Source organism: Streptomyces sp. NPDC004667 (genome assembly GCF_040609475.1).
Taxonomy (GTDB): Bacteria; Actinomycetota; Actinomycetes; order Streptomycetales; family Streptomycetaceae; genus Streptomyces.
On sequence record NZ_JBEXKC010000031.1, the window covers coordinates 1 to 24,944 of the forward strand.

Below are 24,944 nucleotides of genomic sequence, written 5' to 3' on the forward strand. Positions count from 1 at the left end.
CTTCCTCAACTGGTCCACGACCACCGTGGCCGACATCACGGCCGCCGCGACCTACGCGCACTTCTGGTCGATGTTCACCGACGTCCCCCAGTGGGCGCTGGCACTGATCGCCCTGGCCGTCGTCCTGACCGCGAACCTGATCTCGGTGAAGTACTTCGGCGAGATGGAGTTCTGGTTCTCCCTCGTCAAGGTCGGCGCCCTGACGCTCTTCCTGATCGTCGGCGTCTACCTCGTCGCCACGGGCCACCCGATCGACGGACACACCCCGGGCCTCGCCTCGATCACCGGCCACGGCGGACTCTTCCCCACCGGGGTCCTGCCCCTGCTGATGGTCATCCAGGGCGTGGTGTTCGCGTACGCCTCCGTCGAGCTGTGCGGCGTCGCCGCGGGCGAGACCGAGAACCCCGAGAAGATCATGCCCAAGGCGATCAACTCGATCATGTGGCGCGTGGGCCTCTTCTACGTCGGCTCCGTGGTCCTGCTCGCCCTGCTGCTCCCGTACACCGACTACTCCGCGGGCGAGAGCCCCTTCGTCACGGTCTTCGACAAGCTGGGCCTCCCGGGCGCCGCCGGCATCATGAACCTGGTCATCCTCACCGCCGCGCTCTCCTCGCTCAACTCCGGGCTCTACTCCACCGGCCGGATCCTGCGCTCCATGGCCGTCTCCGGCTCCGCCCCCAGGTTCACCGGCGTCATGAACAAGGGCAAGGTCCCCTACGGCGGCGTCCTGCTCACGGCCGCGTTCGGTCTGGCGGGCGTCGGCCTGAACTACTTCATGCCCAAGGACGCCTTCGAGATCGTCCTCAACTTCGCCTCGCTCGGCATCCTGGGCACCTGGGGCATGGTCATGCTCTGCTCCCTGTTCTTCTGGCGGCGCGCGCAGCAAGGGCGCCTGGAGCGCCCCTCCTACCGCCTGCCCTGGGCCCCGTACACCCAGATCCTCACGTTGGTGTTCCTCGCCGCGGTCCTGGTCCTGATCGGGACCGACGGGGAGGTCGGCCGCATCACCGTCCTCTCCGTCCCCGCCGTCGCGGCCGCACTGGTCGGCGGCTGGTTCCTGGTCCGCCACCGGGTGGCGGAGATCGCCTCGGCGCGCGCCGAGGACCCGCACGGTACGTGAGGCCCCGGGCCGCCGGCGGGAGCCGGACCGGGCTCAGCCGAAGAGCGCGACCCGGGGATGAACCGTCCCCTCGGCCCCGTCCTTGACCACGGTCAGCCGGTACCGCTCGGTGAGCGACTGACCGCTGGTCAGGCGCACCTTCGCGAGCGACAGATCCGTGTACAGGCTGCCGGTCTGGCTCCCGAGCTTCACGGCCTCCCAACGACCGTCGGCGGCGAGGCGTTCGAGCTTGACGTCGGACGGCTTGAGGAAGGGCCCGGCGTCGGGCGAAACGAGCAGGAGCTGCGGTGCGGCCGTCTGGTCCGCATCCGATTCGTTGCTGTACTCGACGGTGAACTCGTGCTGCTTCCGGTCCGTGGGCAGCGGACTCGTGGGCAGGTCGACGAAGTCGATCACCGTGGACGGCGGCAGATCGGACGGACTGGAGGCCGGCGGACGTGGTTCCGCCATCGAGGGTGCGGCTGCGGCAGCGGCCACGGCGGCCACGGCCACGGCAGCGGTCACGGCGGAGACCCAGATGCGGGCCTTCTTCGACGGCATGTTCAACCCCTTGCGTTCGCACCGGTGCAGACCGATCCAGTGAACTGGACCCAGATCGCCGGAGGGTGCCCGCACGGACCGGCGGACAGGGCGGTGAAGGCTGCCCGAACGGTCCTGATGAACGGCCGGCGGGGCTGTGGGGTTTCCGGGCGCGCAGTCCGTGCGCGAGGGATGGAAGTGCCCGACGGGTGACCCCGGAGTCTGCCCCCGAGGCGCTTATTGCAAAAGTCACGCAATGGTAAAGTTTTGGCAATTGAAATTCTCTTCTGGATTTCTCAGGGAACGAATCGCCCGGAAAGGCTCTTCGAAAATGCCCAAGCTTGTGAAGAACTCGGTCCTCCTGTCCGTCACGGCCGCATTCGTCGTCGGTGCGTCGGGTGTCGCGGTCGCTGCGGGTAGCGCGTCGGGTGATGACCGGAGTGAGGCACTGGTCACCTTCGCCCACTACCCCAGCGGCGAGGAGTTTCGTGTGAAGGTCACCGACGCCGGGGTCATCGACCATGCGGAGCAGCTGATGGCAGGGGCCAAGGGGATTTCCGCGCTTCCCGTGGGAATCATCGAGCGGGCACCGACCGACAATGCCGACAACCCGGGATACGACTGGCGTGTGAAGTCGGAGAGTTTCGAGTTCGCCGACGCGGGTTCTCTGACCTGTGACGGTGCGCCCAGCGGTGTCACCAATGGGCCGATGTGGTACTACGACACCGTGAGCTACTGCCCCTGGATCGCCGACGTCGTCAAGGTGGACAAGCGGTAGGAGTACCCGCGCACCCCCCGTTGCCCCGGCCCTGGTTCAGGTGGGAGCCACCTGCACGCCGCCGTCCGCGACCGCCCCGGAAACCCCATCCGGGGCGGACGCGGTGCCCGTGGACCGGGAGCGGAGCGGCGAGTCCTGTGCGGGGGTCAGCCGACGGCCCATGGCCAGTGCCAGACCCACCATGCCGAGCGAACACACCACCAGCAGCACGACGTACGCCCCGTACAGAGCGGCGCCCGCCATCATCCCGGCGACGACCGGTCCGACCGTCATCGCCAGCTGGCGCATCAGGGTGAAGGCGGTGTTGTACCGGCCCACCATGTACTCCGGTGCGAGGTCGGCCACCAGGGGTGCGACCGCCGGGGCCAGCATCGCCTCGCCCAGACCGAACAGCGCGTAGGCGACGACGACCGCCGGCGCTCCCAGCGGGTGGACCACTCCGGAGCAGCCCACGACCAGCCACACCGCTGCCCAGATGCCCCCGACCAATGCCATGACGCGGCTGCGCCGACTGCGCTCCACACGACGGACCAGTACGAACTGGGTCAGCACGATGACCGCCGTATTGGCCATGAGCCCGAGCCCGAGCACCACGGGCGTGACCCGCGCGGCCTCGGTGGCGAAGGCGGGGAGCCCCGACTCGAACTGGCCGTAACAGGCGAAGAACATGACCGCGCAGAGCACGCACAGACGGACCATCACGCGGTCCCGGAGAAGGAGCCGCCAGCCGTCGTCCCGGTCCGCCCGGAGCGAAGCGGGCCGCGCCGTGCCCCCTGGCAGCCGGACGGTGCCCATGACCGCCCCCATCGCCAGGTACATCAGTGCCTCGGCCGACAGCAGCACGGTGAACGACCCCGGATGGTCGACGCCGGCCAGCACCCCGCCCACGAGTCCCCCCGCCCCCGCTCCCAGGTTCTGGACCGAGAACTGCGTCGCGCACGCACGGGGGCGCGTCGCCGGAGTCGAGCAGCGGACGAGCAGGGTGGCGGTCGCGGGCTGCACCGCCGCGCCTCCCGCGCCGAGCACCGCCACCGACACGAACACGGCCGGGGCCGTCGTCGACAGGCCCAGCGCGAACGCACCGGTGGCGGAGAGGACGGAGCCCACGACGATGACCGGGCACGGGCCCCTGCGGTCGATGACGCGGGCCGAGAAGGGGAGGACCACCAGCGCGGCGACGGCGAACACCGCCAGCATCCCGCCGGCGGTGGCCGCGCCGAGGGCGCGCACCTGCGCGGCGTAGACGAACATGTACGGGAGCATCAGCCCCATGCCGAGGGCGCCGAGCGCGCTGCCCAGCTGGACGCGGTGCAGTGCACCGTACTTCGGGCCGCTCACCATGAGTCCTCTCCTCCGGCACGTCCGTGCCCCGGCCGGGCTCCTCAGGCCGAGGCGCCGAGCAGGCTCCGTACGGTCTGCCCGTGGTCCCGCACGGCCCGGACGAACTCGTTGACCGACCCGAAGCCGTGGCGAGCGAGGACCGGGACGACGTCGGCGTCGTCCCGGACTCCCCAGCGCCGCAGGAGATCACCCGCGGACCGGCGAAGGCTCTCCGGGGTGTCGGTCGTGCGGCCGACGGTCTCCGCATCGGAACAGGCCTCCTCCCACGGCCGCGAGGAGCACGCGCGCCGCATCACGGGTGTCATCCAGTCGAGGCGCAGGCCGCACCGCCACAGGCGCGTCGCCAGCAGCGGTGCCGCCTCGTGCCAGGGAAGCGCACGCTCGGCGGCACTGAGCAGCGCGAGACGGGGCCCGGCCTCCTGCGCGGTGACGGGGAGGTGGAGCAGGTCGAGGCGGGCGTGGAGGGCCTGACTCAGGGGTTCCCAGGGAAGTGTCCCGGCCGACCGGTCACCGATGTCCGCGATGGCCGCCAGGGCGTCCCGTTGCTCGGCGAGTCCGGCACCGGGGCCGGGGCCGGACGGCAGGGTCTCCAGCAGGAGACACTCGGCGGCCGTACTCCGCAGCAATTCCGGGAAGCCCGGCCAGGCCAGGGCCAGGGCGGTCAGCACCTGCTCGTCGCGCAGCCCGGCGCCCGGCCCCGCCACGGTGCTCGACGTCCAGTCGCGCAGGTGCGTGGTGACGGCGAGGTCCACCGGCCGCCCCTGGTAGCGGAGCAGGCCCGTGACCGTTTCCGGGCCCGGCTGCCGACGCACTTCCGCCGCCCGTTCCGCGCAGGCCTCGGCCTTGAGGATGCCCAGGGCCAGGTACGCGTCCTCGCGCTTGACGCTCGTCGGATGGCTGAGGCTGAAGGCCCGGAACGCCGCGAGGTCGTCCGCGGGGCAGCCGAGCACGGCGGCGGTGGCCAGGATCTGCTGGGTGTGCCGGGCGGTGAACGGGAGCCGTCGGGCGGCCCTGACGAGCGTGTCCGCCGAGTCGCCCGCGATGACGCCCCGCTCCCGGGCCAGCTTCAGGGTGTGGCGCAGGTCGACCAGGGCCCAGCTCAGCGGCGTGGACCCGTCGGCCTCGTCGGCGTGGGTCAGCGCGACCTCGTCGTCCTCCACGATGGCTCCGGAGTGGTAGGCCTCGAAGACCTCCCCGATGCCCCGCATGCCGTAGGCCGCGAGCTCGGCGGCCCGCAGTGCGCCCATACTGGAGCAGCCGATGACTTCGACCCCCCGGTCGATGAGCTGGAGCAGTTCCTTGTGCCGTACGGCCCTGGTCTGGAGGAAGAGGCCGTCGATGATCAGCAGCCGGTCACCCGCCCGTAGACCCCAGAGCAGGACCTGGTCGGCGGCGACGGGTTCCCTGACCTCGGCTCCGGGGAGCCGGGACAGCACCTCGCCGCGGGGGAGGGTGGGACCGACGGTGACGACGGTGCGCGATGCGTTGTTCATGACCATGCCTTCGAGTCGAACCGGAGTCCCGGGGCGAGGACGCGGACCACGGGGATGCCGAAGGACGGCACCGTGAGGTCGGCCCGCAGTACCGGCACCCCGTGCCGTCGCGCGGTCGCGAGCAGCGCATCGAGGTCGGCGTCCAGGTCGCGGGCGGCGGGAGTCCCGGTGGGCGGGGAGGCGTGGACGGCGAGCAGCCGGTCACTGGTGGGCGCGTCCGGTCCGGCATCCCGTGCGGGCACGCTGGGCGCGACCCCGAGGTAGGGGGTACGGGCGAGGTCGTCGCGGGCCCCGGCGATGACGGTCAGGCGTGACTGGGCGGCTTCGGTGACGGCGCGCGACAGGGCCACGTCGGGATCCGGATGGGATCCCGAGCCGGAGAACCACCAGGGCACCGAGGGGGACCACACGCGCGCGGCGAAGGTCGGCACGCCGAAGTCCCCGGTGATGTCGACGACTTCGACCGCCGCCCCGGCCCCCACACAGCGGCGCAGGGCCTCGGCGGAAGCGCCGTGGCGGCCGGGGAGGGTACGGACGGCACCGTCCCACATGTCGCGGTCCCGGGCCGCGACGGACAGGGCGTGACGCTCCATCAGCTCCAACAGCCCGTGGACGGTCGCTTCGGTCGGGGTGTTGCCGCTCGCGAGCCCGTTGCTGGAGATCTGCGTCGTGGCCGGCGCCCATGAGCCCCGGACACGCAGGTCCACCGCGACCATGTCGGCCGGCATCCAGGTGGTGGTGCCCTCGTGGAGGTCCTCCACCTCGTGCCAGACCATCGGGGCGTGGGGGGACAGCGTGAGACGGGGCGGTGTGGGGAGGTCCCCGACGTCGTACGTCAGGAGGGGACGCATGGAGTGGGCAGACCCGGTCCGGGACGGCAGCAGGGGGCGCTCCGCACAGAACAGCTCGAAGGACTCCATGGCGGCGGAGATCCTGGCCAGGGCCGGGGTGATCCCCTTGCCCTGGGAAACCGCCAGGTTCCAGGAGTTGGGGCGGACCGCCTGCCACACGGGGACGCCCAGGTCGTCGAGCCCCGTGACGTCCGAGACCCGTGTGATCCCCGCCAGAGGCAGGAGGGGCTCCAGGCGTCGCCAGGATTCCTCCGGGCCGCACACCCGGTGGGTGCCGACCCGTACGTCCGACCCGTTGGCCGGAACGGTCTTCGTGCACGTTGCCATCGTCTCTCCTCGGCCGGGTCTGATGGGGGCGTCCGCCGGCCCCCGGGCCGGGCGGCGAGGAGGGTGGAGTTCCTCGCCGCCCGCCGGTTCCGCTGCGTCTACTCGGCAGCGGCCGTGATCGAAGGACACGCGACCGCGCCGAATTCCTCGGCCACTGCCCGGTCCAGCTCGGTCAGATCGTCACTGAGGAGAAGGTTCATGGAACTATTCCTTTCCTTGCCGGGTCAGGACCGCCGTCCCGTACCCGGGATCTTTATCGGGGTGGGATCATTCCCGCCGAGTGGTCCGGAAGATGGTTTTTCGGACCCGCTACCAATTTGCGCGAAGCGATGCGGAATTGTGAGTGCCGATCGGACGATTTCCGGGCCCTTCGGCTGCGTCCGATCGGCCGTGGAGGCTTGGTACCCCGGCCGGGGCATTCCGCAGAGCGATCTTCCATTCCCAGGGCTGTCGGCCGGTCTTGGAGGACCGCACGCCGGCGATGCGCCGACTCGCCACCCCGACAGGCTCCCGCAGGCCCATGACGATCACTTCATGTGATATCGGCATGGAACTGCATGTATGCGTATGAGAACGTATGAAACGCCGGAGTGGAGCATGAGTCGGTGCTTGAGCCGCCCCTCTTCACCCCACCTCGTGACGGGGCTACCTGGAGGTCCGACTGTGCAGTTCACACGCGCCCGGCGCGCCGTTCTCGGAGGGCTCGCCGCGCTCGTCGTCCTTCCGCTTGCCGCGTGCGGTCATGGCGGCACCCCGGCGCCACCGGCCCCGGCTGCCGCAACGGCGCAGCCGCATCCGGCTGCGCCGTCCGTCGGCGCGTTCTCCGATCTGGAGCGCAAGTACGGCGCGCGGCTCGGCGTCTACGCGGTCAACACGGCTGACGGACGGGAGGTGGCATTCAACGCCGATGAGCGCTTCGCGTACGCCTCCACCTTCAAAGCGTTCGCAGCCGCTGCCGTCCTGCGTACGTACTCGTTGAGCGGCATGGACAAGGTGATCAAGTACTCCCGGAGCGATCTGATCGACCATTCTCCGGTCACCGAGAAGCACATCGACACCGGAATGACCCTGCGTGATCTGTGTGACGCGGCCGTCCGCTACAGCGACAACACCGCGGCCAACCTGTTGTTCGACGCACTGGGCGGGCCGAAAGGCCTGGCCGCCGTTCTCGCGGAGACGGGTGACACCACCACCAAGGTGGAACGCCGCGAGCCGGAACTGAACCATTGGTCCCCCGGTGCCACGCAGGACACCACCACACCCAGGGCATGGGCAGGAGACCTGCGGGCGTTCGCTCTCGGAGACGCCCTGGGCAAGGACGAGCGCGAGCAGTTCACGCAGTGGCTGCGGACCAACACCACCGGAGACGAACTGATCAGGGCCGGAGTCCCCGAGGGGTGGACGGTCGGGGACAAAACCGGCGGAGGCGGTGTCTACGCCGTCCGAAACGACATCGCCGTCGTGTGGCCCCCCGACGCCGCACCCATCGTCATGGCGATCATGTCCAACCGCGGTACGGAGGACGCCGACTACGACAACAAACTGATCGCCGAAGCGGCGGCCGCAGTCACCAAGGCACTGTCGTAACGGAACGGAGGCCGTGCTCCGTCCCCAGCGCCTTGTCATGGGCAGCCGGTCCCCTGCCATGAGGTGGCGGGCAGGGTCCCCCCGATGTTTCCAGCCCTGCTTGGAGGTGAGGGCGAGGATTCCCATCACAGCCGTTACGACGCTTCAAAAGACCCAAAGAACAGTCGTGTTGCAGCCTGCTGATGCGGGCGGTGGCTGCGCTGGCGGAGGGCGGGGACCGAGAGGGGGCCGCGGCGTTGTTCAAGGCCTTGCCGAGGTGGACGGCTGGTGGGGGAAGTGGCAGGGCCGTTCAGGCGGCGAAGAGAGTTCTTCGAGTTCCTGATCAATGTAGGGGAAAAGTAAAGAGGAGGGAGATGCTTGTGAAATGTGCGCCTTGGTGGAGTGGGTCGTGTCGGGGAGGCCACGGGGCCACCCGCCTACGAGAGGAAACAAAGATGAAGGCCATTCGTACTCCGCGCCGCAAGTCCCTCGTCGCGGCCGGTGCCGCACTGGTGCTCGGCTCGGTCGCGGTCGGTGGGACCGCCCTCGCCGCAGGACTGACCTCCGGTGAGACGAAGCCCTCCACCGACTCCCGTTACGTGACGGTGGACCACGAGGGGAACATCACGCACAGCGACACGGAGCCCGACGGCATGAAGGACGGCGTCCCCGCGACGCCCTCGAAGTAGGCCGCCGACACACTGACCCACCGGGCGCGGTTCGTCCGGCCGGGGGGCCGATCAGGTCTCCCGGCCGGACGGATCCGGGCGCAGCGTGGAGACAGGAGCCGTGCGGTGGGTACGGCAGGGCCCGGCAGGGGTGTGCGATGCGGATTCTGGTGGCGGAGGACGAGCCGGCCCTGGCCAGGCTGCTGGGGGAGGGCCTGCGTCGTCAGGCGATGGCGGTGGACGTCGTACTGGACGGGCACGAGGCGCGTGAACTGCTGGAGATGAACTCCTACGACGTACTGGTCCTCGACCGCGACCTCCCCGGTGTCCACGGCGACACGCTGTGCCGCTCCCTCGCCCAGTCCGGAGGCCGGACGAGGATCCTGTTGCTCACCGCGGCCGGCACCCTCGCGGACCGGGTGCGCGGCCTGGAACTGGGCGCGGACGACTACCTCTGCAAGCCGTTCGAGTTTCCCGAACTCGTCGCCCGGATCAAGGCGCTGGCGCGCCGGGCCGCACCCGCGCGGCCGCCGCGCCTGCACCGAGGCGGCATCACCCTCGACACCGGCCGCCTCCAGGCCCGGTTCGAGGGCCGGGACCTTGGCCTGACCCCCAAGGAATTCGGGGTCCTGCGCGTGCTCATGGAGGCCGACGGCGCCCTGGTCAGTGCCGAGGAACTCCTGGAGCGGGTGTGGGACGTGCACACGGACCCGTTCACCGGCGCGGTCCGGGTCACCATGAGCAAACTGCGGGGAAAACTCGCCGCCTCGGACCTGATCCGCACCGTACCGGGCGTCGGATACGCCCTGTGCTGAGACGCTGGACGATCCGCACCCGCATCGCCGCCGTCTTCGGGAGCGTGTTCCTCGGGCTGGGCGCACTGCTGCTGACCGCTGTCTACTTCCTGACACAGCGCGGCACCGACAGTCTGACCGGAAAGATCGTCAGCAGTGCCGGCCGACCCGGCGGCGCATGGGTGCCTGCCGAGCAGTCGCCCTCCGACCGCCTTCCCGCCGCCACCGAGCTCCTGCCCGGCAGCGGCGCGAGCACCGGCGGGGAATCCGTCACCACGGTCAGCCGGCAGGTGGCCGACGCGGCGGCCGGCCAGCAACTGCTCTGGTCCGCGATCGGGCTGGGTGTCGCGGCCCTGCTCGCCGTCGCCGTCGGCTGGTGGACCGCAGCCCGCGTCCTGCGTCCCGTGCACGCGATGACCGCCACCGCCCGCCACATCAGCGAGACCAATCTCCATCGGCGCATCGCCCTGGACGCACCCCGCGACGAGATCACCGAACTCGCCACCACCTTCGACGCCCTCCTGGACCGACTGGAGAAGGCCTTCGACCACCAACGGCGGTTCATCGCCAACGCCGCGCACGAGCTGCGCACCCCGCTGGCCGTGCAACGGACCGCGATCCAGGTCGGACTGCAGGACCCCGACCCGGGCGGGCTGGCCCGTGCTGCCGACGACCTCCTGGACGCCAACCGCCGCAGTGAGAGACTCATCGACGGGCTGCTCGTCCTCGCCCAGGGGCAGCACGGCCTGCACACCAGCGAGAGGGTCGACCTCGCCCGGGTGGTCGCCGACGAAACCGCGGCCGTCGCACCCGACGCCCGTGCGGCCGGCATCGAGATCCGGATGGAGCGGCAACCCGCCCCCGTCGACGGCGACCCGGTCCTCCTCGCCCACCTGGCCGCGAACCTGCTCCGCAACGCCGTCGCACACAACCACCCGCACGGCCGGATACTCGTCCGGGTGGGGCCGGGGGAACTGAGCGTCAGCAACACGGGGCCCGTGCTGGAGGAGGAGCACGTCGACTACCTGCTCGAACCGTTCCGCCGCGGCCCGGCGACCCGCCTGCACGCTCGGGGAAGCGGCAGCGGACTGGGCCTGTCCATCGTCCAGGCCATCGCCACGGCCCACCGCGCCATCCTCACCCTGCGCCCCAACCCCGGGGGCGGGCTCCGCGCGGACATCCGCTTCCAGGACCCGGCGAGTGCTCCGGCGGCATCCGGGGAATCGGCCGAGGCGACGTGAAGCCGGCACCCGCACCGGCCGTCCGGCCGTCGGGTCACTACGTCAGCATGCCCGTGATGTAGATGCACGTCGCCGCCTCGGCGGCCAGCTCCTCGAAGGTGTGCGCCGTCCCCATTCCGTTGCTCGGGTTCCACATGAAGAACTCCGCCCCGTCGTGGTGGTACACCACGCACCAGTGGTTGTGGTTCCCGATGGCGACCAGTCCGCCGTTGTCGATGCACCGCCGTACGTCCTCGGCGGTGAACGGCGACCAGTCGCACGCGAACGCTTCGAGATCGATGGTCCCGTAGGTCTTCCGGAGGTTGGCCGCCCAGCCCTGCTGCGCCCAGGCCGCGTCGAACGCGATCGGCTGCTGAGCCGACAGGGCGAAGATGCCGGGCCAGTTGTCCCGCACGTCCTTGAGGCTCTCGCCGTAGGCCGCAGCCGTCGCGTTCTGTGCGTACGTGGTGATCCTCAGGCCGTCGCCGAACGCCCCTATCTCAAGTGCGGAATTACGCATGGCGGAGTTGTGTGCTATTTCCACCTGAGGCATACGGGTTCCCGTGAAGGAGAGCCGCAAGGCCTGTTCGACCGCGGCGTAGCACCAGTAATTCGGCACCTCTTCCACGATGGACATTCCAGGCAGGTCGTGGGTTATCTGGGTCGGTTCCATGTCGGCTTTTCCATTCGGCGGTATTTTCGGGGCGTACGTCGCACCGGGCCTCAGGCTAGCTCCGTGGCGGAAGGGTGCCAGGCTCCTTGGGGAAGCGGGAAGGGCATACATCAGGGCTCCGTGAGCGGAATTTCCCTGTACGCCCCGCACCCTCGGTGACGGAAATTCATGAAGGTCCGTCGGAGCCGGATAAACGATGGGGAGACGGTCGCGAAACGGCCACCCGGGTCGGGTGGAGGTCCGGTCGGCGAAGGCGGGGACCGGACACGGATGACGGAACGGACAAGGAGAGTCGTGGCGGTCGGAGAACAGTACGCACGAGTACCTCGGTGGCGAGCATGCGCGGCGGCCGTGACGGCCGTCCTGACGATCCTGCTCGGGGCCGCCGCCCCGGCGCTCGCGGCACCGTCCGGAAAGTCCCTGGAGACCGGGGCCAGCCCGTACAGCTTCCAGACGGTCGAGACCGGCGAGTTCGTCACCCCGGCGGGCACCCTCAAGGCGTCCGGTACCGCTCTCTTCCTCGACGGCTCCGACCACGTCTTCGTCCTGGACCCCGCCGACGTACGCCTCGACGGCGACCGACTGGTTCTCACCGGCACCACGCTCAGCGGGAGTGTCGACGTCAGCACCACCAAGGATCCTCAGGGCCGAACCGTCCACAAGGTCGAAGCCGCCTCGTGACCGGCCCCACGGGCCGCTGACCGGGACCGCTGACCAGGACCGCTGACCGGATGAGAAGGTCAGACGGTCCCGGCCAGCAGCCGGTTGACGTGTCCCCGGAAGCGATGGATCGCAAGGCCGGCGAGGAGCGCGACGGCCGCTTCGGCGGCCACGGGGGCGAACCCGTCGAGGTTGACGTGTGCCATGGCGAGCATGCCGGTGACCGAGTCGCCCGCGGTGACGGCCAGGAACCAGACGCCGAGCATCTGGCTGCCGTACCGCTGCGGGGCGAGCCGCGTGGTGGCCGAGAGCCCGACCGGGGAGAGCGCGAGTTCGCCGAGCGTCTGCACCAGGTAGATCGCCACCAGCCACAGCGGAGTCACCTTGTGGCCGCCCGAGGCCATGGCCAGCGCCGGCAGGAAGAGCAGCAACGACGCACCGATGGCGATCATGCCGAGCGAGAACTTGACGAGGTCGGACGGTTCCCTGCGGCGGCGGGCGAGCCGGATCCACAGCCAGGCGAAGACCGGTGCCAGCGCGAGGATGAACAGCGGGTTCAGGCTCTGGTACCAGGAGCCGGGCACGGAGAACCCCGACACCTCGCCGGCGGTGCTCGTCTTGGCGAAGGCCAGGACCGTCGATCCGCCCTGGTCGTAGATCATCCAGAAGACGGCGGCGGCGACGAACAGCCACACGTACCCGTTCAGGCGGGACCGCACCCGCGGCCGGGTCGTGGGACGCGTCATGAGCGGCCTGCTCGCCGGCATCCTGCTCTCCCGCACCCTCGGCAGCCTGCTCGCCGAAGCCACCGGCTGGCGCGTGGTCTACCTGACCTCCGCGGTCCTGATGGCCGTCCTCGCCCTGACCCTGCGCTCCGCCCTGCCCCGCCGCACCCCCACCAGCGAGGACAGCTACGGCGCCCTGCTGCGCTCCACGTTCCGCCTGGTCCGTACGCACGCGGTGCTGCGCCGCCGCTCCCTCTACCAGGCGGCGATGTTCGCGGTGTTCAGCGCCTTCTGGACGACCATCTCCTACGTGCTCACCGCCGCCCCGTACCACTACTCACAGCTGGGCATCGGCCTCTTCGCCCTGGTCGGCGCGGCCGGAGCGTCGGTGGCCCCCCTGGCGGGCCGCTGGGCCGACCGCGGGCTGGGCCGGCCGATGACCGCCGCCGCCTTCCTCCTGGCCGCCGTGGCCCTGGCCGTCGCCGGGTTCGGGCAGCACAGCATCATCGCCCTGACCGCCGCGGCCGTCCTGCTCGACCTCGCCGTCCAGAGCACGCTGATCCTCGGCCAGCACGCCATCTACCAGCTCGACGCCACCGCCCGGGCCCGGATCAACAGCATCTTCATCGCCACCTTCTTCCTCGGCGGCGCCTTCGGCTCCCAGGTCGGCTCGATCGCCTACCACTGGGGAGGCTGGACCGCCCTCGTCGTCTTCGCGGCGGCCCTGCCCGTCCTCGCGCTGCTGCTCTGGACGACCGACAGGACCGCGAAGAAGACGGTGTGACCCGGGCGCGGGCCCGGTGTCCGCTCAGGTGCCGAGCTCCCGGCGTCACAGTTGCCCGGTGAGCCGCCGCACCCCCGCCGCGAGGTGGCGCCGGTAGGTGGACAGCGGCAGGTTCAGCAGGTCGGCAGCACCCTGCCGGGTCCCCACGGGCTGGAAGTACGCATGGTGCAGCGCGCCGGTCGCGCGGCACGGCCTTCAGTTCCCCGGCGGCCTCCCGCAGCACCTCGGCGAGGGCGGCGGACCGTTCGTCCTGGCTCGCTGCCTCCCCGCCCCTGCCGTCACCGGTGTCCCCGGGCGCCGCCGCGGTGGCCGCGTCACGGCGTACGTCTCGGCGGCGGCCGTCTGCGCCGCGGCGCTGCTGGCGGCCGCCGGCCCGGCCTCGGCCGGCCAGTTCTTCGGCGGCACGCTCCACCCGGGCGAGCAGCGCTGCGTCCAGCAGTACGCGGGCTACCAGGTCCGCGCGGACGGCAAGGCCACCGGGCAGGGCGCGAAGTTCAAGCTCCAGTACAACGGGGTCACCGTACCGGGCACCGGTTCGCCGGGCCTGGTCACCAACTGGGCGGCCGACCTGCGCAGTTCCTGGGGGACCTTCCCGGGCGCGGGCTACTACACGGCCTGCGTGACCGACAACGGCACCGCCGACACCAACGTCCGCCTCGAACTCAGGACGGACGGCGAGGTCTTATGACCCCGGCGCCTGCGCCGCGGGCCCTGGCCCGCCCGCACCGGGCGTTCCGGTGCGGGCGGGCCTTCGGGCGCCGGCGAGACGCGCGGGCCGACGATGCGTGGGGCCGGCGACGCACGGAGGCGAGCGGGTCGGCTGCCCGAACGCGTGACTGAAGGGCCGGGATGCGCACGGCGGAAAGCTGCCCGATCAGCGGGCGGTCGTACGCGAAAACCCCACTAGGTTGCTGGGAACCGTCCGCAGAAGACAGAGGGCCTCCTTTCGGGTACTCGCTCCCCACGCGGCAGTGTTCCCGAAGGGCATCCTGCCGTCGAGGCGATCCCCACGCCCCCTGCGCTCCCACACGAGTGCCACGACGAGGCCGGGCCGTACCGGATCGTAAGGGTCTTCGGTGGTGCAGCGACGGCCGGCCCGCACTCCCATCACCGTCCGGAAACCGAAACCGGTCCGCGGCCGATCACGGCACGGGTCGTTACGCAGCGGAAAGGCGCACCAGAGGATGACCTCCACCCAAGTCGACCGGCCCCAGGGCGTTGACGACACGACGCCGGGCGGCGCGCCCGAGGAGGGCTACGAGCGAGGGCTCGGCAGCCGTCAGGTCCAGATGATCGCCATCGGCGGTGCCATCGGTGTCGGCCTCTTCCTGGGCGCCGGCACCAACATCGCGAAGGCAGGCCCCAGCCTCATCCTGATGTACGCGATCGCCGGCGTCATCGTCTTCTTCATCATGCGGGCGCTCGGCGAGCTGCTCCTGTACCGCCCGGTCTCGGGCTCGTTCGCGGACTACGCCCGCGAGTTCCTCGGTCCGTTCTTCGGTTTCGTGACCGGATGGACGTACTGGCTGCTGTGGGTGGTCACCGGCATGGCCGAACTGACCGCGGCGGCGATCTACATGAACTACTGGTTCCCCGCCGTCCCCCAGTGGGTGACCGCGCTCGTCTTCCTGCTCATCCTCTACACCGCCAACCTCATCTCGGTGAAGATGTTCGGCGAGATCGAGTTCTGGTTCTCGATGATCAAGGTCACCGCGCTGATCGGAATGATCGTGATCGGTGTCGGCGTCGTGACCTTCGGGTTCAGCCAGGCCGGTGAGACGGCTGCGGTCTCCAACCTGTGGGCCTTCGACGGCTTCTTCCCCACGGGCATCGGATCCAGCCTGATGACCCTGCAGGGCGTCATGTTCGCCTACCTGGCCGTCGAGCTCGTCGGTGTCACCGCGGGCGAGTCCGAGAACCCGGAGAAGACCCTCCCCAAGGCGATCAACACCCTGCCCTGGCGCATCATGGTCTTCTACGTCGGTGCGCTCAGCGTGATCCTGATGGTCGTCAAGTGGACCGAGTTCCAGCCCGGGGTCAGCCCCTTCGTGGCGGCGTTCGCCAAGATAGGCATCCCGGCCGGAGCGGCCATCGTCAACTTCGTCGTCCTCACCGCGGCGCTCTCGTCCTGCAACTCGGGCATCTACTCGACCGGCCGCATGCTGCGCGGCCTGGCCGCCAACTCCGAAGCCCCCAAGGCCCTCGGCCGGCTCAGCTCCACCAAGACACCGGCCGTCGGCATCACCCTGTCCATGCTGTTCATGGGCATCGGAGTGGTCCTCAACTACATGATCCCGGAGAAGGCGTTCGGTTACGTCACCTCGGTCGCCACGGCGGCGGGCATCTGGACCTGGATGATGATCCTGATCAGCCACGTCCGATATCGCCGCGCGGTGGTGGCGGACCGGCTGCCCGCCTCTTCCTTCCCCGCCCCCGGCGGCAGCGTGTGCAGCTGGATCGCGATCGCCTTCCTGCTGATGGTCACCGTGCTGATCGCGATCGACCCCGTCGGCCGCGTCACGCTCTACGTGGGCGCCGCCTGGGCGGTCGGCCTGATGATCGGCTGGTCGGTCCTGAAGTCCCGCAACCCGCAGATCGCGGCACGCACCGCCCCGGACGGACCCGAACCCGAGGTCCGGCCCTGACCCCTCTCCGATCGCCGCAGGGGCGCGCCGGGCTTCCGGCGCGCCCCTGCGGCGTCTTCGTGCGACACCTCGGCCCCCCTCGTCGTCCTGCCCCTTCGGGATCCCGCCCCGTCCTCTTAGTCGACCTGCCGGGTGCACGACGGGAGGACACGCCCGGAACCAGCATGTGAGGAAACGGCTTTGCCCACGCGGTCCGAAGCCCACCATCCCTCCCCCTCACACAGAAGGCGTGCCATGTTGACCGAATTCGAAGAGAAGATCTTCAACCTCATCGAGGGGCATCTGTACTACCTTCCGGCCCAAGAATTCTCCGATGCGGTTCCCGTTTTCCTGGACTCCCTCCTGGAATTCCTCGGCCAGTCGGAATTCATTCAGCTTCAGGAGGGACCCCTGGGTGAACATTCGGACGAGTTCCAGGCGATCCGGGGGTTCGGTGACCGGGCGTACGTCCTGCGGGAGTCCTTCGGCTCGCTCGCGTACCTGCGGAGCGAGGCGTTCAAGGAGGTGGCCGCGTACCGGGAGGCGGCCGAGCGGGAGGCGGACGAGGCGACGACGCCCCACGAGCGGGGCCGGCTGCGGATGGGAAGGGTGACCATCGGGAAGCGGCTGACGGAGCACCTCGACGGGATCCTCGCGATCGCCGGGGAGTTCGCGCGCACGGAGGAGGAGATGGTCCGGGCCGTCCTCGCCCTCGAACGCTACTTCCAGGACGTGAACGCCGAGCTGAACCCCCCGCTGCCCGAGGGGCTGGCGCCCTGGCGCGACGCCTTCGCGCTGTCCGTGATGTCCCCCTGGGTGCTGGCCCAGTACACGGAGGGCTTCCTGGAGACGGCTCAGCGCCTGCGCGGAAAGGCCTCCGTCCTGGCGAAGTCCTCCTCGAAGCACCCCAAGGCCTTCCGCCGAGAGGCCGGGTTCAGGAGCGGCCACGAGGAAGGGATCCCCGTTCACGAGGACTACCGGGACGAGTCGGCCCAGCATCCGTCGGCGCGCGCCAAGAGCCAGCCCCCGGGCGCCGTGACCACGCACTACGCGCTGGACGTCGAGGAACTCCGGGCCAGCGAGGTGATCTTCCCGCAGGACGGCTCCCTCCCGCACCTGGGCAACGGCGGGCCGATGCCCGAGACGGGCGGCTGGGTGATGCTGACCGGCGGTTCGTTCCACGTCTTCGATCCGCACCAGCTGCACGTCTACGAGAACGGGGTCCGGACCCGGACCCTCGACTCGCTCGACGACTACGAATCGGTGATCTCCCAAGGGCACACGATCCGGCTGATGCACCACAGCAGCCTCGCGGCGGGCAAGGAGATCACCGCAGGCGGCATGTTCACGCTGAAGGCGAAGCGCCTCGAAACCGCGACCTGGTACGGCTCGACCGACCCGGAATCCTACGGCGAACTGACCCTGGACAACTGGAGCGGACACTACCGCCCCACTGCCGCGGACATGGGCCGGGCGGCCCGGAAACTCGGGGCGCGGGGCGGCGGGAAGAACACCTCCGTCGTTCTCAAGGGGCTGTCCCTGGCGGACGGCGGGCGCAAGTCCGACGGCCTCGAAGAGATTTCCCGGATGAAGGCCCGGGTGGACGAGGAGGACTACAAGATCCACAGCCCGGTCGACAGGAAGGCGAAGTACCCGTACAACGACGGGGACTCCACGGTCCCCTTCTCCGTGATGGAGGCTCTCGGCGAGAACGCGGACATCCACTCGATCAAGTTCCACGAGCGGGTGCAGGCCGAACTCAAGGACACCGCCACGACGCGGCGGGTACCGGACGAAGAGGCGACGTCGTCGGGCCGGACCGGGCGGGGCGGGGAGCAGAGCCCGTACGACAACCCGCCGCCGACACCACCCGCCGACTCGCCCTACGCCACCTGAGGGCCCGTGGTACGCCTCCCTGCCGGAATCCGCCCCGGCCGGGAGGCCCGCGCGCTCAGGCCCGCAGACCCAACGAGGCGAGGGTGGCCAGAAAGCCGATCACCAGGCTGAGAAGGGAAATGGCGACGATCGGTCCGCTCTTCCTGGTGGCCATCGGATTCCCCTCGTGCGAGTGGTGTGAAACCGGGGTGATGAATTCTGCGACGGTACGTCAGAGGGATCGCACCGGACGGACTTTTCCCGATTGCGGCCAGAATAGCCGGGCTGCCGTACGGTCGACGGACCCCGGGTGCAGACCTCCGGTACGGATTCCAGGTCGGACCGGACAGGCCCGGCAGGCGCCCGCGCCGGGCCGTCACGCCCACGCGCGGTGCCCGCCGGGCCCGCACCGGTCTTTCCCCCGGCCCTACCCGGCCTGCCGACGACGGGCGTAGTACACCAGCGCCGCACCGGTGCCCAGGACCAGCGTCCCGGCACCCGCGAGGGGGAGGACATCGTCGGCTCCCGTCGACGCGAGATCGCCGCCGTCCACGTCGGGTGCGGTGGTGGAGCCGCTCACGGAGGTGACGGGCGTGGGAGCAGCCGTGGGACCACCGCTCGGGGAAGGGGCGGAGGGGGAGGTGGGGGCGGGGGCAGTGGGCGGCGGGGTGACCGCCGCCGCGACGGTCTCGGTCATCTGCCACGCGTTGTTGTCGGGGTGGAAGTCCTTGGTGGAGGAGTTCACGTGTCCCGACATCTTGAGCGTGCGCCCGGCGGCGTCCTCGGGGACGGTCACGTCGATGTCGACCGCTGCCGACTTGCCCGCGGCCACGTCCCCCAGATCGCAGACGACCTTCTCCGCCGTGACCTCGCACGGCTTCTTGCTCTGGTCGGGCAGTACGGCGGAAGCCCCGATCTTCGTGCCGGTGCCCGTCCCCGAAACGGAGGCCTCGTACTTCACGCCCTTGGCTTCGTCTGCGCCCTTGTTCAGCACGTCCGCCCGGGTCTTCAGGATGCCTCCGGCGGTCGCGGGCCCGTTCGCCTTTCCGGTGACGGCCAGGTCGGCCGCCACGTGCCGGACCACGGGAGCCTTGACGTCGGTGGCAGTGATGATCGGTAGCCCCTCGGCGGTCCCTCGTTTGTAGGTCACCGTCGGCGAGAAGGACTCCTTCTCACCGAGCTCCTGCTTCGCCTTGCCCTTGAACCTGAGGACGCTCTCCCCGTCATCGGGTCCGACGGACCCCCACCAGTGCTCGTTCGCGTTCGGGGTGGTCGCGAACCTTCCCGACAGCCGGCCGTCCTCGAATCCCGCCCACTCGTGCTTCTGCTTGCCGTTCATGGAGACCGACCCGTCCGTGTACTCCAGCCAGGCCGGGACCTCGAAGTCGAACCTCGTCATGAAGGTGTGCCCGTTGAGCGCGTGTACCTTCATCTCGAATTCCACCTCTTCACCCGGCTTCACGGCCACTTCCTTCTTGCCGTTCACGAGCACGTCCAGGACGGCGGTGATCTCCTTCTGGTCGTCCGCGTACGCGGGGGACGAGAGGGAGAGCACGGACATGGTCGAGGCGGCGAGGAGCGTGCTGAGGCCGACGATTCGGCGGGAGGTACGGGGCAGCATCGTTTTGCTCTCCAAGGAACAGGGATATCGGTCGGTTACCCTCCGCAAGGGGGATAAGGCGACCGTAAGTGGCGCGTCGGGCCCGCAGAGGAGCGGTGGGGGCAGACGAAAGCGAAGAGGACGGTGCCCCAAGTGCCCGCTTCCTCCGCGTCGCCCCGGAGGCCGACGTGCGCAGGCCGCGCCGCCGCCGGCGGTTGTGTCAACCGAGCCACTGCGGACTGTCCAACGGGATCTGCTCAGCGACGGTCCCCGCATCCCACACGGTGAACCGGTCCTTCCCCATGGCCAGCATGATATTGAGGCCCTGCTCTGGCGGGCCGCTGTTCTCCACATCCAGATAAATACCGGGAGATATGGCAATGATGGCGTGGCCACTTTCGTTGTCCGCGCCTCGGATCTCGAAAATGCGACGAGGTGTCTGCTGCCCGATGAACTTCACCACGTCCTGCGTGGAAGCATGCACGAGCACAGGAAGACCGAGCCTCCTCGTCCTGTCCGCGGCCCCCATCTCCTTGGGAATGCTTTCTTTTCCGAAAGCGAAATCCGTAGGCCGTCCGCACAGATTTTCCTTCAGGACGTAAGTGGAGGTGTAGCAAGCCCCGCGGTACCCCCGAGGCAATGCTCGCCCCTTTCGGCCCGGTCCTCCATGGCGACGGACGACCAGTCCATCGAATATCTCCTGGGTGGAATTTCCGACCGGGTCCGGGCATCGTGTCGCCCATCCCTCGAAAGAGGTGTGGACCTGATCCGGCTTTTCCTCCTGAGATTCCTTGTCGAGCTCTATTGCGATCTTGAGCTGCCCGATCAGAGCATCAATTCGGGCCAATACGTCCGCCAGATCCCCTTCCAGCGGAATCTTGTCCCCGCTGACAGCCTCCCTGATCGCCTCGACCCTTGCCAGCGCCGTTGCCGAAGTAATGAGGCCCTCGGTGAGCTGGTCATTCCAGTCATCGATTGCCTGTTCGGCGGATATTTGCTTCCTGGACTGCTTGCCGCCCATCAGCTTCCTCCCTGCCTCTGGGTGTTCATTTCCTCAACCGACGCAATGAACCTGTCCAGTGCCGCACAGACGTCGACCGTAGATTCTCCCTTCGAGAGAACCCGCTCGAAATGCGCCTCGATGGCCCTCTCGATGATGGGGGCGACAGCCGTGCCCAACTCCGGAGGATTCACCGCAAGAAGCATTCCTGACAGGTCGGTACGGATCTGCTCCACTTCGGCAGGATTCGGTCGGGAAGCGATCACCTCCTCGTCGCGGAGGACCTGGCCGAGAAATCGCGCCAAGATTTCCGTATGATCGGGATCCCCCTCGGCGGTATGTCCCGACAGGGTCGACTCGACGGCAACATCACCCGTGCCTGATCGGCGCGAGACCAGTACCGGAATCCCATCTCCCATCCAGTCGCCGTTCGCGAGCGCATCGACGACACAAGGGAGGATTTCCTTGGACGGCTCCGCCCCGCGCAGCTCCGCCATGACCCAACATGAACCGTTCCCTCCGGCGGCCGCCAGGCCCGCGACGTCCTCAAGGACGGCTCGAAGACAGTTGTCCAGCTCCTCGCCGGACAGGGTCTGCAATCCGGATGTGTTGTAGATGTCTCCGACTTGATCGAGGAACGGCAGGAAGTCTTCCGGAGGGAATTCCCTGAATTTCCTGAGGTCTTCTTCGTCGATCAATCTGAATCTTTCCGTTTCTTGATGGATTCCATTGGAGTGGAATGAAGATACCTTCCTCCCTCTGCTCTGGAAAGGCTCGCGCGGGCAGGCTTTCGGGAAATTCAACCGAAATGGCCGAAGTCTCTACTGCTCGCAGAGCCGCCAGAGCGGCCGGGCATGACGCTGCCGATCACCGGCACGTGCCCGAGCGGGGTTTTGCCGAGCGGTCCGGGCTGGGTGAGACGATCGCGCGGGCCACGGATCGGCCAACTCCTCGTTCAGGGCGCCGGGATGTGCGCGAGACGCCGCGAGGGCAGAACGGCCCGGACGCACGGAGCGGTGTTGGCCCCTCAAAGGGTGCGATCGGTGGATGAGGACCGGAGGTCGTGCGCGGCAGCCTGGCGGAGTCGATCTTTTGATCATCTCCGGAGGAACATTCATGCGGCTGAAGAAGCCCAAGTGGGGCATACCCGCACTGCTGGTCACCGTCAGCACCGTCGGGGCCGCCGTCCCGGCGAGCGCCGCCACCGCTCCGCCCTCCTCGCCCACGGCGGGGGAGGTGCAGTGCAGTTCTTCGACCGCTGAGGGCCAGGAGTTGGCCGCCAAACTCTCCGAGGACATATCGGACGCCCTGAAGGACAGGAAGAACATGGTGTCGGTGTCGCTCTACGACCGGGAGAAGGGCCTCACCTGCGCCTTGGACGCGCACAAGACGTACGACTCCGCCAGTGTGGTCAAGCCGATCGTGCTGGGCGCGCTGCTGCTGAGCACGAGGGACCACGGCGGCTTGACCGATCAGGACAAGAGGCTGGCGCGGGCGATGATCGTGAGTTCCGACAACGCCGCCACCACGACGCTCTGGGCCCAGCTTTCGGAGAACGGCGACAAGACCAAGCCGGTCCAGATCCAGAAGTTCCTCCAGGCCGCGGGCATGAAGGGAACGGTCCTCGACGCAGAGGGCTCGTGGGGCCTGACCCAGGTCACCTCTGCGGACCAGGCCCGGCTGTTGCGGGCGCTCACCACGAAGAACGACGCGGACAGCCCGCTGACCGCCGGGGAACGGACGTACGCGCTCTCCTTGATGCATGACGTACAGGCGGACCAGCGCTGGGGAACCCCGGCCGGTGCTCCGGCGGGAACCGACGTCTACGTCAAGAACGGTTGGCTGCAGCGCTCGCTCACCGGCCCCGACGACCCGTTCGACCGCGGTGACTGGAAGGTCAACAGCATGGGTGCCTTCCAGGGAGCGGGCCGTGACTACGGCCTGGTCGTCCTGACGGAGGACAACCAGAACCGGACGATCGGTGACCTCACCGGGTGGTATTACGGCATCGACACCATCGAGGCGGTCGCGAAGGCCGTGCACCGAGACCTCAACCCGAACACGGCTCAGAAGGGCACCTTCCAGCCGCAGCGCCCCAACCCCGCCGACGCGTTCAAGGACTCGGACCAGTGAGCTCGCCCGGCGGTGCTCTGGTGATCGAGGCGAAGTGATGGCTGGGACCGGCTCCAGGGCCTTGCGGCGGGCAGTGCGCCTACGGAGATCGGTGGCTCCTGTCCCCACCCCCGCGTGCTGCGGCCCTGACCCTGGCCACGCACCTCGACCAGTAGTAGTGGCTGTGATATCCCAGCCGGCAGGTCAGGTGGAGCAACCGCTCACGTGTGGAGAACGGCAGGGTTCCCCACCACGGGTGCGGGGTGAGCAGCTCGCGACGCACCGAGGAGATCAGTCCGATGCTGGCCACACGGACGGCGGTCCGTGCCTCGGTGAGGTCGGTACGGGGCCGTTGGGCCATGACGACGCCCAGGACCAGTAGCTCCTTGCCGGGACGGCCCGCGCGGGCGGCCCAGATGAGGTTGCCACCGGCCACGGTGGTGGTTCCCGTCTTCAGCCCTGTCACCCCGGGGCGACCCAGCAGCTCGTTGGTGTTGCTCAGCCGCCCGGTTCCCGGGAGCCGGGTGCTGTACCGGGCCACGATCGACGCAACCGGGCGTTGTCGGTCTTCAGCCTCTTCGGCGCCATGGGCTACTCCCTGGGCCTCGTCCTCGGCGGCCTGCTGACCGGCTTCGGGTGGCGCTACGTGTTCCTGATGCCTGCCCCGCTCTCACTGCCGGCCCTCGTCGTCGGCTGGAAGCCGATCCCCAAGGACCGCCCTGTCAAGACCGGCGGCCACGACCCGGCCGGCGCCATCGCAATGCCGGCCGCCTTCGTCCTGATCGAAAAGCGTGTCCGCCACCCACTGGTACGCCTCGGCATCCTGCGCCACACCAGCACGATCCGCGCCGACTTGAGCATCGTGGCGCTCGTCGGCTCCTATACGAGCTTCCAGTTCATGCTCACCCTGTTCCTCCAGGACGGCCGCGGCCGGTCCCCCCTGCGCACGGCCTTCGCGCTGCTCCCGGTCGGAGCCGCTCTCGTCCTCGCCGTTCTCACCGGACTGCTCGGCGGAGCGGGTCACAACGGTGGCACCTTCACGCCCTACCGGCCCGGCCTGAACCTCATCACGGCTGTCGCTGCCGCCGGCCTCCTCCTCAACCTGATCCCCCGCCGGCGCCTCCACAGACGCTGACTCACGCAAAGGCAGGAGAACCGAGGTAGGCACGGCGACCCTCTCCGCCCACGCGGTCACGGGGGACCATGGGACCACCGAGAATCAGTGAGGCAGTCTGACGGGCGACCCCGAGGACAGGGAGCAGGAATGATCTCGTCGGAGGAGCACTACCAGAAGCACCGTATCCGGGTCGGTGGCCTCGACATGGCATACATCGATGAAGGCGAAGGCGACCCCATCGTCTTCCTGCACGGGAACCCGACATCGTCATACATCTGGCGCAACGTGATTCCGCACGTGGTGGACCAAGGGCGCTGTATCGCCCCGGACCTGATCGGGATGGGCGATTCGGACAAGCTTCCCGGCAGCGGCCCGGACTCCTACCGTTTCGTGGAACATCGCCGGTACCTCGATGAACTCCTCCAGGCCCTCGGCGTGGGCGAACGTGTGACCCTGGTCGTGCAGGACTGGGGATCGGCCCTGGGCTTCGACTGGGCGTACCGGCACCCTTCGGCAGTCCGGGGCATCGCCTATATGGAGGCCTTCGTGGCCACGATCCCCTCCTGGGACGACATGCCCGACCAGGGCGCCGCGTTCCTCCAGGCGATCCGCTCCACCGCAGGCGACGAAATGGTCCTCGACCGGAACCTTTTCGTCGAGGAAGTCCTTCCCCGTCAGGTACTCCGAGGGCTGTCCGAAGCGGAGATGGCCGCCTACCGGCGCCCCTACACCGAACCGGGCGAATCCCGCCGGCCCACCCTGACCTGGCCGCGTCAAGTCCCCATCGCGGGCGAACCCAAGGACGTCCACGACACGATCACCCGCTATGCGGAATGGCTTGCCACCTCCGCGGTTCCCAAGCTCTTCGTCGAATCAGTCCCCGGTGTCATGTTCCAAGCACACCGCGAGATCGCCCGGTCATGGCCGCATCAGACACATCTGACGGTCACGGGCAGCCACATGATCCAAGAAGACGCACCCGACGAGATCGGAAGGGCTCTCGCCTCCTGGCTGCGGGATCTGTAGACCCGTTCGACGCCGACGGACGACTCCGCACACGCCGACGCCCGGACGCGGCCTCGGCCGGATCCCACAGA

At 69.1% G+C, this 24,944-nt stretch carries 23 protein-coding genes and 1 pseudogene; 14 read left to right on the top strand and 10 right to left on the bottom strand.

Features of this window, described 5'->3' with window-relative positions:
* Positions 1-1,120: L-asparagine permease (locus tag ABZW32_RS19050; RefSeq protein WP_356217333.1), on the top strand; the 1,120-nt coding region annotated here is incomplete at its 5' end.
* Between the two features lie 33 nt (positions 1,121-1,153).
* On the opposite strand, the gene ABZW32_RS19055 is transcribed toward ABZW32_RS19050, so the two are convergent.
* On the bottom strand, positions 1,154-1,660 hold the full coding sequence (locus ABZW32_RS19055; RefSeq protein WP_356217335.1) for a signal peptide protein: 507 nt from the start codon (positions 1,658-1,660) through the stop codon (positions 1,154-1,156).
* Between the two features lie 310 nt (positions 1,661-1,970).
* On the opposite strand from ABZW32_RS19055, the gene ABZW32_RS19060 reads away from it, so the two are divergent.
* A complete protein-coding gene (locus ABZW32_RS19060; RefSeq protein WP_356217337.1) occupies positions 1,971-2,417 on the top strand; it encodes a hypothetical protein in 447 nt (148 codons plus the stop codon).
* Positions 2,418-2,453: 36 nt separating this feature from the next.
* On the opposite strand, the gene ABZW32_RS19065 is transcribed toward ABZW32_RS19060, so the two are convergent.
* From ABZW32_RS19065 to ABZW32_RS19075, 3 genes are read right to left on the bottom strand one after another with little or no spacing between them, the layout of a single operon-like run.
* Positions 2,454-3,758: an MFS transporter gene (locus ABZW32_RS19065; RefSeq protein ID WP_356217339.1), complete on the bottom strand. Its 1,305-nt coding sequence runs from the start codon at positions 3,756-3,758 to the stop codon at positions 2,454-2,456.
* Positions 3,759-3,799: 41 nt separating this feature from the next.
* Entirely contained in the window at positions 3,800-5,251 is a 1,452-nt protein-coding gene (locus ABZW32_RS19070; RefSeq protein WP_356217340.1) for a TfuA-like protein, read from the bottom strand.
* Positions 5,248-6,429 carry a YcaO-like family protein gene (locus tag ABZW32_RS19075; protein WP_356217342.1) on the bottom strand — a complete coding sequence of 394 codons (1,182 nt, stop codon included), beginning with the start codon at positions 6,427-6,429 and terminating at the stop codon, positions 5,248-5,250. The genes ABZW32_RS19070 and ABZW32_RS19075 overlap by 4 nt, the downstream gene beginning before the upstream one ends.
* 663 nt (positions 6,430-7,092) lie before the next feature.
* Here ABZW32_RS19075 and bla point away from each other — a divergent pair.
* The 4 genes from bla to ABZW32_RS19095 all read left to right on the top strand — a co-directional run bounded on the left by bla (position 7,093) and on the right by ABZW32_RS19095 (position 10,698).
* On the top strand, positions 7,093-8,016 hold the full coding sequence (bla, locus tag ABZW32_RS19080; RefSeq protein WP_356217344.1) for a class A beta-lactamase: 924 nt from the start codon (positions 7,093-7,095) through the stop codon (positions 8,014-8,016).
* 434 nt (positions 8,017-8,450) lie between these two features.
* Positions 8,451-8,684: a hypothetical protein gene (locus tag ABZW32_RS19085; protein ID WP_356217346.1), complete on the top strand. Its 234-nt coding sequence runs from the start codon at positions 8,451-8,453 to the stop codon at positions 8,682-8,684.
* A gap of 137 nt (positions 8,685-8,821) precedes the next feature.
* The gene (locus tag ABZW32_RS19090; protein ID WP_356217347.1) at positions 8,822-9,478 is read left to right on the top strand and encodes a response regulator transcription factor; all 657 of its coding nucleotides are present in this window, start codon (positions 8,822-8,824) and stop codon (positions 9,476-9,478) included.
* Entirely contained in the window at positions 9,472-10,698 is a 1,227-nt protein-coding gene (locus tag ABZW32_RS19095) for a HAMP domain-containing sensor histidine kinase (protein WP_356217349.1), read from the top strand. The genes ABZW32_RS19090 and ABZW32_RS19095 overlap by 7 nt, the downstream gene beginning before the upstream one ends.
* A 37-nt stretch (positions 10,699-10,735) precedes the next feature.
* On the opposite strand, the gene ABZW32_RS19100 is transcribed toward ABZW32_RS19095, so the two are convergent.
* Entirely contained in the window at positions 10,736-11,197 is a 462-nt protein-coding gene (locus ABZW32_RS19100; protein ID WP_356217350.1) for a hypothetical protein, read from the bottom strand.
* Positions 11,198-11,701: 504 nt separating this feature from the next.
* On the opposite strand from ABZW32_RS19100, the gene ABZW32_RS19105 reads away from it, so the two are divergent.
* Positions 11,702-12,031 carry a hypothetical protein gene (locus ABZW32_RS19105; RefSeq protein ID WP_356217351.1) on the top strand — a complete coding sequence of 110 codons (330 nt, stop codon included), beginning with the start codon at positions 11,702-11,704 and terminating at the stop codon, positions 12,029-12,031.
* Between the two features lie 59 nt (positions 12,032-12,090).
* On the opposite strand, the pseudogene ABZW32_RS19110 reads toward ABZW32_RS19105, so the two are convergent.
* Positions 12,091-12,726 (bottom strand): annotated as a pseudogene (locus tag ABZW32_RS19110) (oligopeptide:H+ symporter); the annotation flags it as partial.
* 28 nt (positions 12,727-12,754) lie between these two features.
* Between ABZW32_RS19110 and ABZW32_RS19115 the strand changes: the two are divergent.
* The 4 genes from ABZW32_RS19115 to ABZW32_RS19130 all read left to right on the top strand — a co-directional run bounded on the left by ABZW32_RS19115 (position 12,755) and on the right by ABZW32_RS19130 (position 18,039).
* Positions 12,755-13,519 (top strand): MFS transporter, encoded by a 765-nt coding sequence (locus ABZW32_RS19115; RefSeq protein ID WP_356217352.1) that lies wholly within the window; start codon positions 12,755-12,757, stop codon positions 13,517-13,519.
* 97 nt (positions 13,520-13,616) lie between these two features.
* Positions 13,617-14,207, top strand: a complete 591-nt coding sequence (locus ABZW32_RS19120; RefSeq protein WP_356217353.1) for a hypothetical protein — start codon at positions 13,617-13,619, stop codon at positions 14,205-14,207.
* A gap of 496 nt (positions 14,208-14,703) precedes the next feature.
* On the top strand, positions 14,704-16,164 hold the full coding sequence (locus tag ABZW32_RS19125; RefSeq protein WP_356217354.1) for an amino acid permease: 1,461 nt from the start codon (positions 14,704-14,706) through the stop codon (positions 16,162-16,164).
* A 234-nt stretch (positions 16,165-16,398) separates the two neighbouring features.
* Positions 16,399-18,039, top strand: a complete 1,641-nt coding sequence (locus ABZW32_RS19130; protein ID WP_356217355.1) for a hypothetical protein — start codon at positions 16,399-16,401, stop codon at positions 18,037-18,039.
* A gap of 406 nt (positions 18,040-18,445) precedes the next feature.
* Here ABZW32_RS19130 and ABZW32_RS19135 read toward each other — a convergent pair whose 3' ends face one another.
* From ABZW32_RS19135 to ABZW32_RS19145, 3 genes are all read right to left on the bottom strand, one after another.
* Positions 18,446-19,654, bottom strand: a complete 1,209-nt coding sequence (locus tag ABZW32_RS19135; protein ID WP_356217357.1) for a hypothetical protein — start codon at positions 19,652-19,654, stop codon at positions 18,446-18,448.
* Positions 19,655-19,838: 184 nt separating this feature from the next.
* Positions 19,839-20,639, bottom strand: coding sequence for a hypothetical protein (locus ABZW32_RS19140; protein WP_356217359.1), 801 nt, complete (start codon positions 20,637-20,639; stop codon positions 19,839-19,841).
* Positions 20,639-21,316, bottom strand: coding sequence for a hypothetical protein (locus ABZW32_RS19145; RefSeq protein WP_356217360.1), 678 nt, complete (start codon positions 21,314-21,316; stop codon positions 20,639-20,641). The genes ABZW32_RS19140 and ABZW32_RS19145 overlap by 1 nt, the downstream gene beginning before the upstream one ends.
* A gap of 418 nt (positions 21,317-21,734) precedes the next feature.
* Between ABZW32_RS19145 and ABZW32_RS19150 the strand changes: the two genes are divergently transcribed.
* Complete coding sequence (locus ABZW32_RS19150) at positions 21,735-22,751, top strand: serine hydrolase (RefSeq protein WP_356217362.1); 1,017 nt, start codon at positions 21,735-21,737, stop codon at positions 22,749-22,751.
* Between the two features lie 79 nt (positions 22,752-22,830).
* Here ABZW32_RS19150 and ABZW32_RS19155 read toward each other — a convergent pair whose 3' ends face one another.
* The gene (locus tag ABZW32_RS19155) at positions 22,831-23,271 is read right to left on the bottom strand and encodes a hypothetical protein (RefSeq protein WP_356217363.1); all 441 of its coding nucleotides are present in this window, start codon (positions 23,269-23,271) and stop codon (positions 22,831-22,833) included.
* A gap of 18 nt (positions 23,272-23,289) precedes the next feature.
* Between ABZW32_RS19155 and ABZW32_RS19160 the strand changes: the two genes are divergently transcribed.
* Positions 23,290-23,865: an MFS transporter gene (locus ABZW32_RS19160; RefSeq protein WP_356217365.1), complete on the top strand. Its 576-nt coding sequence runs from the start codon at positions 23,290-23,292 to the stop codon at positions 23,863-23,865.
* 129 nt (positions 23,866-23,994) lie between these two features.
* Complete coding sequence (locus ABZW32_RS19165; RefSeq protein ID WP_356217367.1) at positions 23,995-24,873, top strand: haloalkane dehalogenase; 879 nt, start codon at positions 23,995-23,997, stop codon at positions 24,871-24,873.
* Positions 24,874-24,944: the final 71 nt, after the last annotated feature.

Excerpts from the sequence above, each read along its gene's own strand:
- ABZW32_RS19085 (WP_356217346.1), top strand. The coding sequence starts at position 8,451 with ATGAAGGCCATTCGTACTCCGCGCCGCAAGTCCCTCGTCGCGGCCGGT.
- ABZW32_RS19070 (WP_356217340.1), bottom strand. The coding sequence starts at position 5,251 with ATGAACAACGCATCGCGCACCGTCGTCACCGTCGGTCCCACCCTCCCC.
- ABZW32_RS19090 (WP_356217347.1), top strand. The coding sequence starts at position 8,822 with ATGCGGATTCTGGTGGCGGAGGACGAGCCGGCCCTGGCCAGGCTGCTG.
- ABZW32_RS19065 (WP_356217339.1), bottom strand. The coding sequence starts at position 3,758 with ATGGTGAGCGGCCCGAAGTACGGTGCACTGCACCGCGTCCAGCTGGGC.
- ABZW32_RS19125 (WP_356217354.1), top strand. The coding sequence starts at position 14,704 with ATGACCTCCACCCAAGTCGACCGGCCCCAGGGCGTTGACGACACGACG.
- ABZW32_RS19055 (WP_356217335.1), bottom strand. The coding sequence starts at position 1,660 with ATGCCGTCGAAGAAGGCCCGCATCTGGGTCTCCGCCGTGACCGCTGCC.
- ABZW32_RS19150 (WP_356217362.1), top strand. The coding sequence starts at position 21,735 with ATGCGGCTGAAGAAGCCCAAGTGGGGCATACCCGCACTGCTGGTCACC.
- ABZW32_RS19165 (WP_356217367.1), top strand. The coding sequence starts at position 23,995 with ATGATCTCGTCGGAGGAGCACTACCAGAAGCACCGTATCCGGGTCGGT.
- ABZW32_RS19075 (WP_356217342.1), bottom strand. The coding sequence starts at position 6,429 with ATGGCAACGTGCACGAAGACCGTTCCGGCCAACGGGTCGGACGTACGG.
- ABZW32_RS19130 (WP_356217355.1), top strand. The coding sequence starts at position 16,399 with ATGTTGACCGAATTCGAAGAGAAGATCTTCAACCTCATCGAGGGGCAT.
- ABZW32_RS19060 (WP_356217337.1), top strand. The coding sequence starts at position 1,971 with ATGCCCAAGCTTGTGAAGAACTCGGTCCTCCTGTCCGTCACGGCCGCA.
- ABZW32_RS19100 (WP_356217350.1), bottom strand. The coding sequence starts at position 11,197 with ATGCGTAATTCCGCACTTGAGATAGGGGCGTTCGGCGACGGCCTGAGG.
- ABZW32_RS19140 (WP_356217359.1), bottom strand. The coding sequence starts at position 20,639 with ATGGGCGGCAAGCAGTCCAGGAAGCAAATATCCGCCGAACAGGCAATC.
- ABZW32_RS19115 (WP_356217352.1), top strand. The coding sequence starts at position 12,755 with ATGAGCGGCCTGCTCGCCGGCATCCTGCTCTCCCGCACCCTCGGCAGC.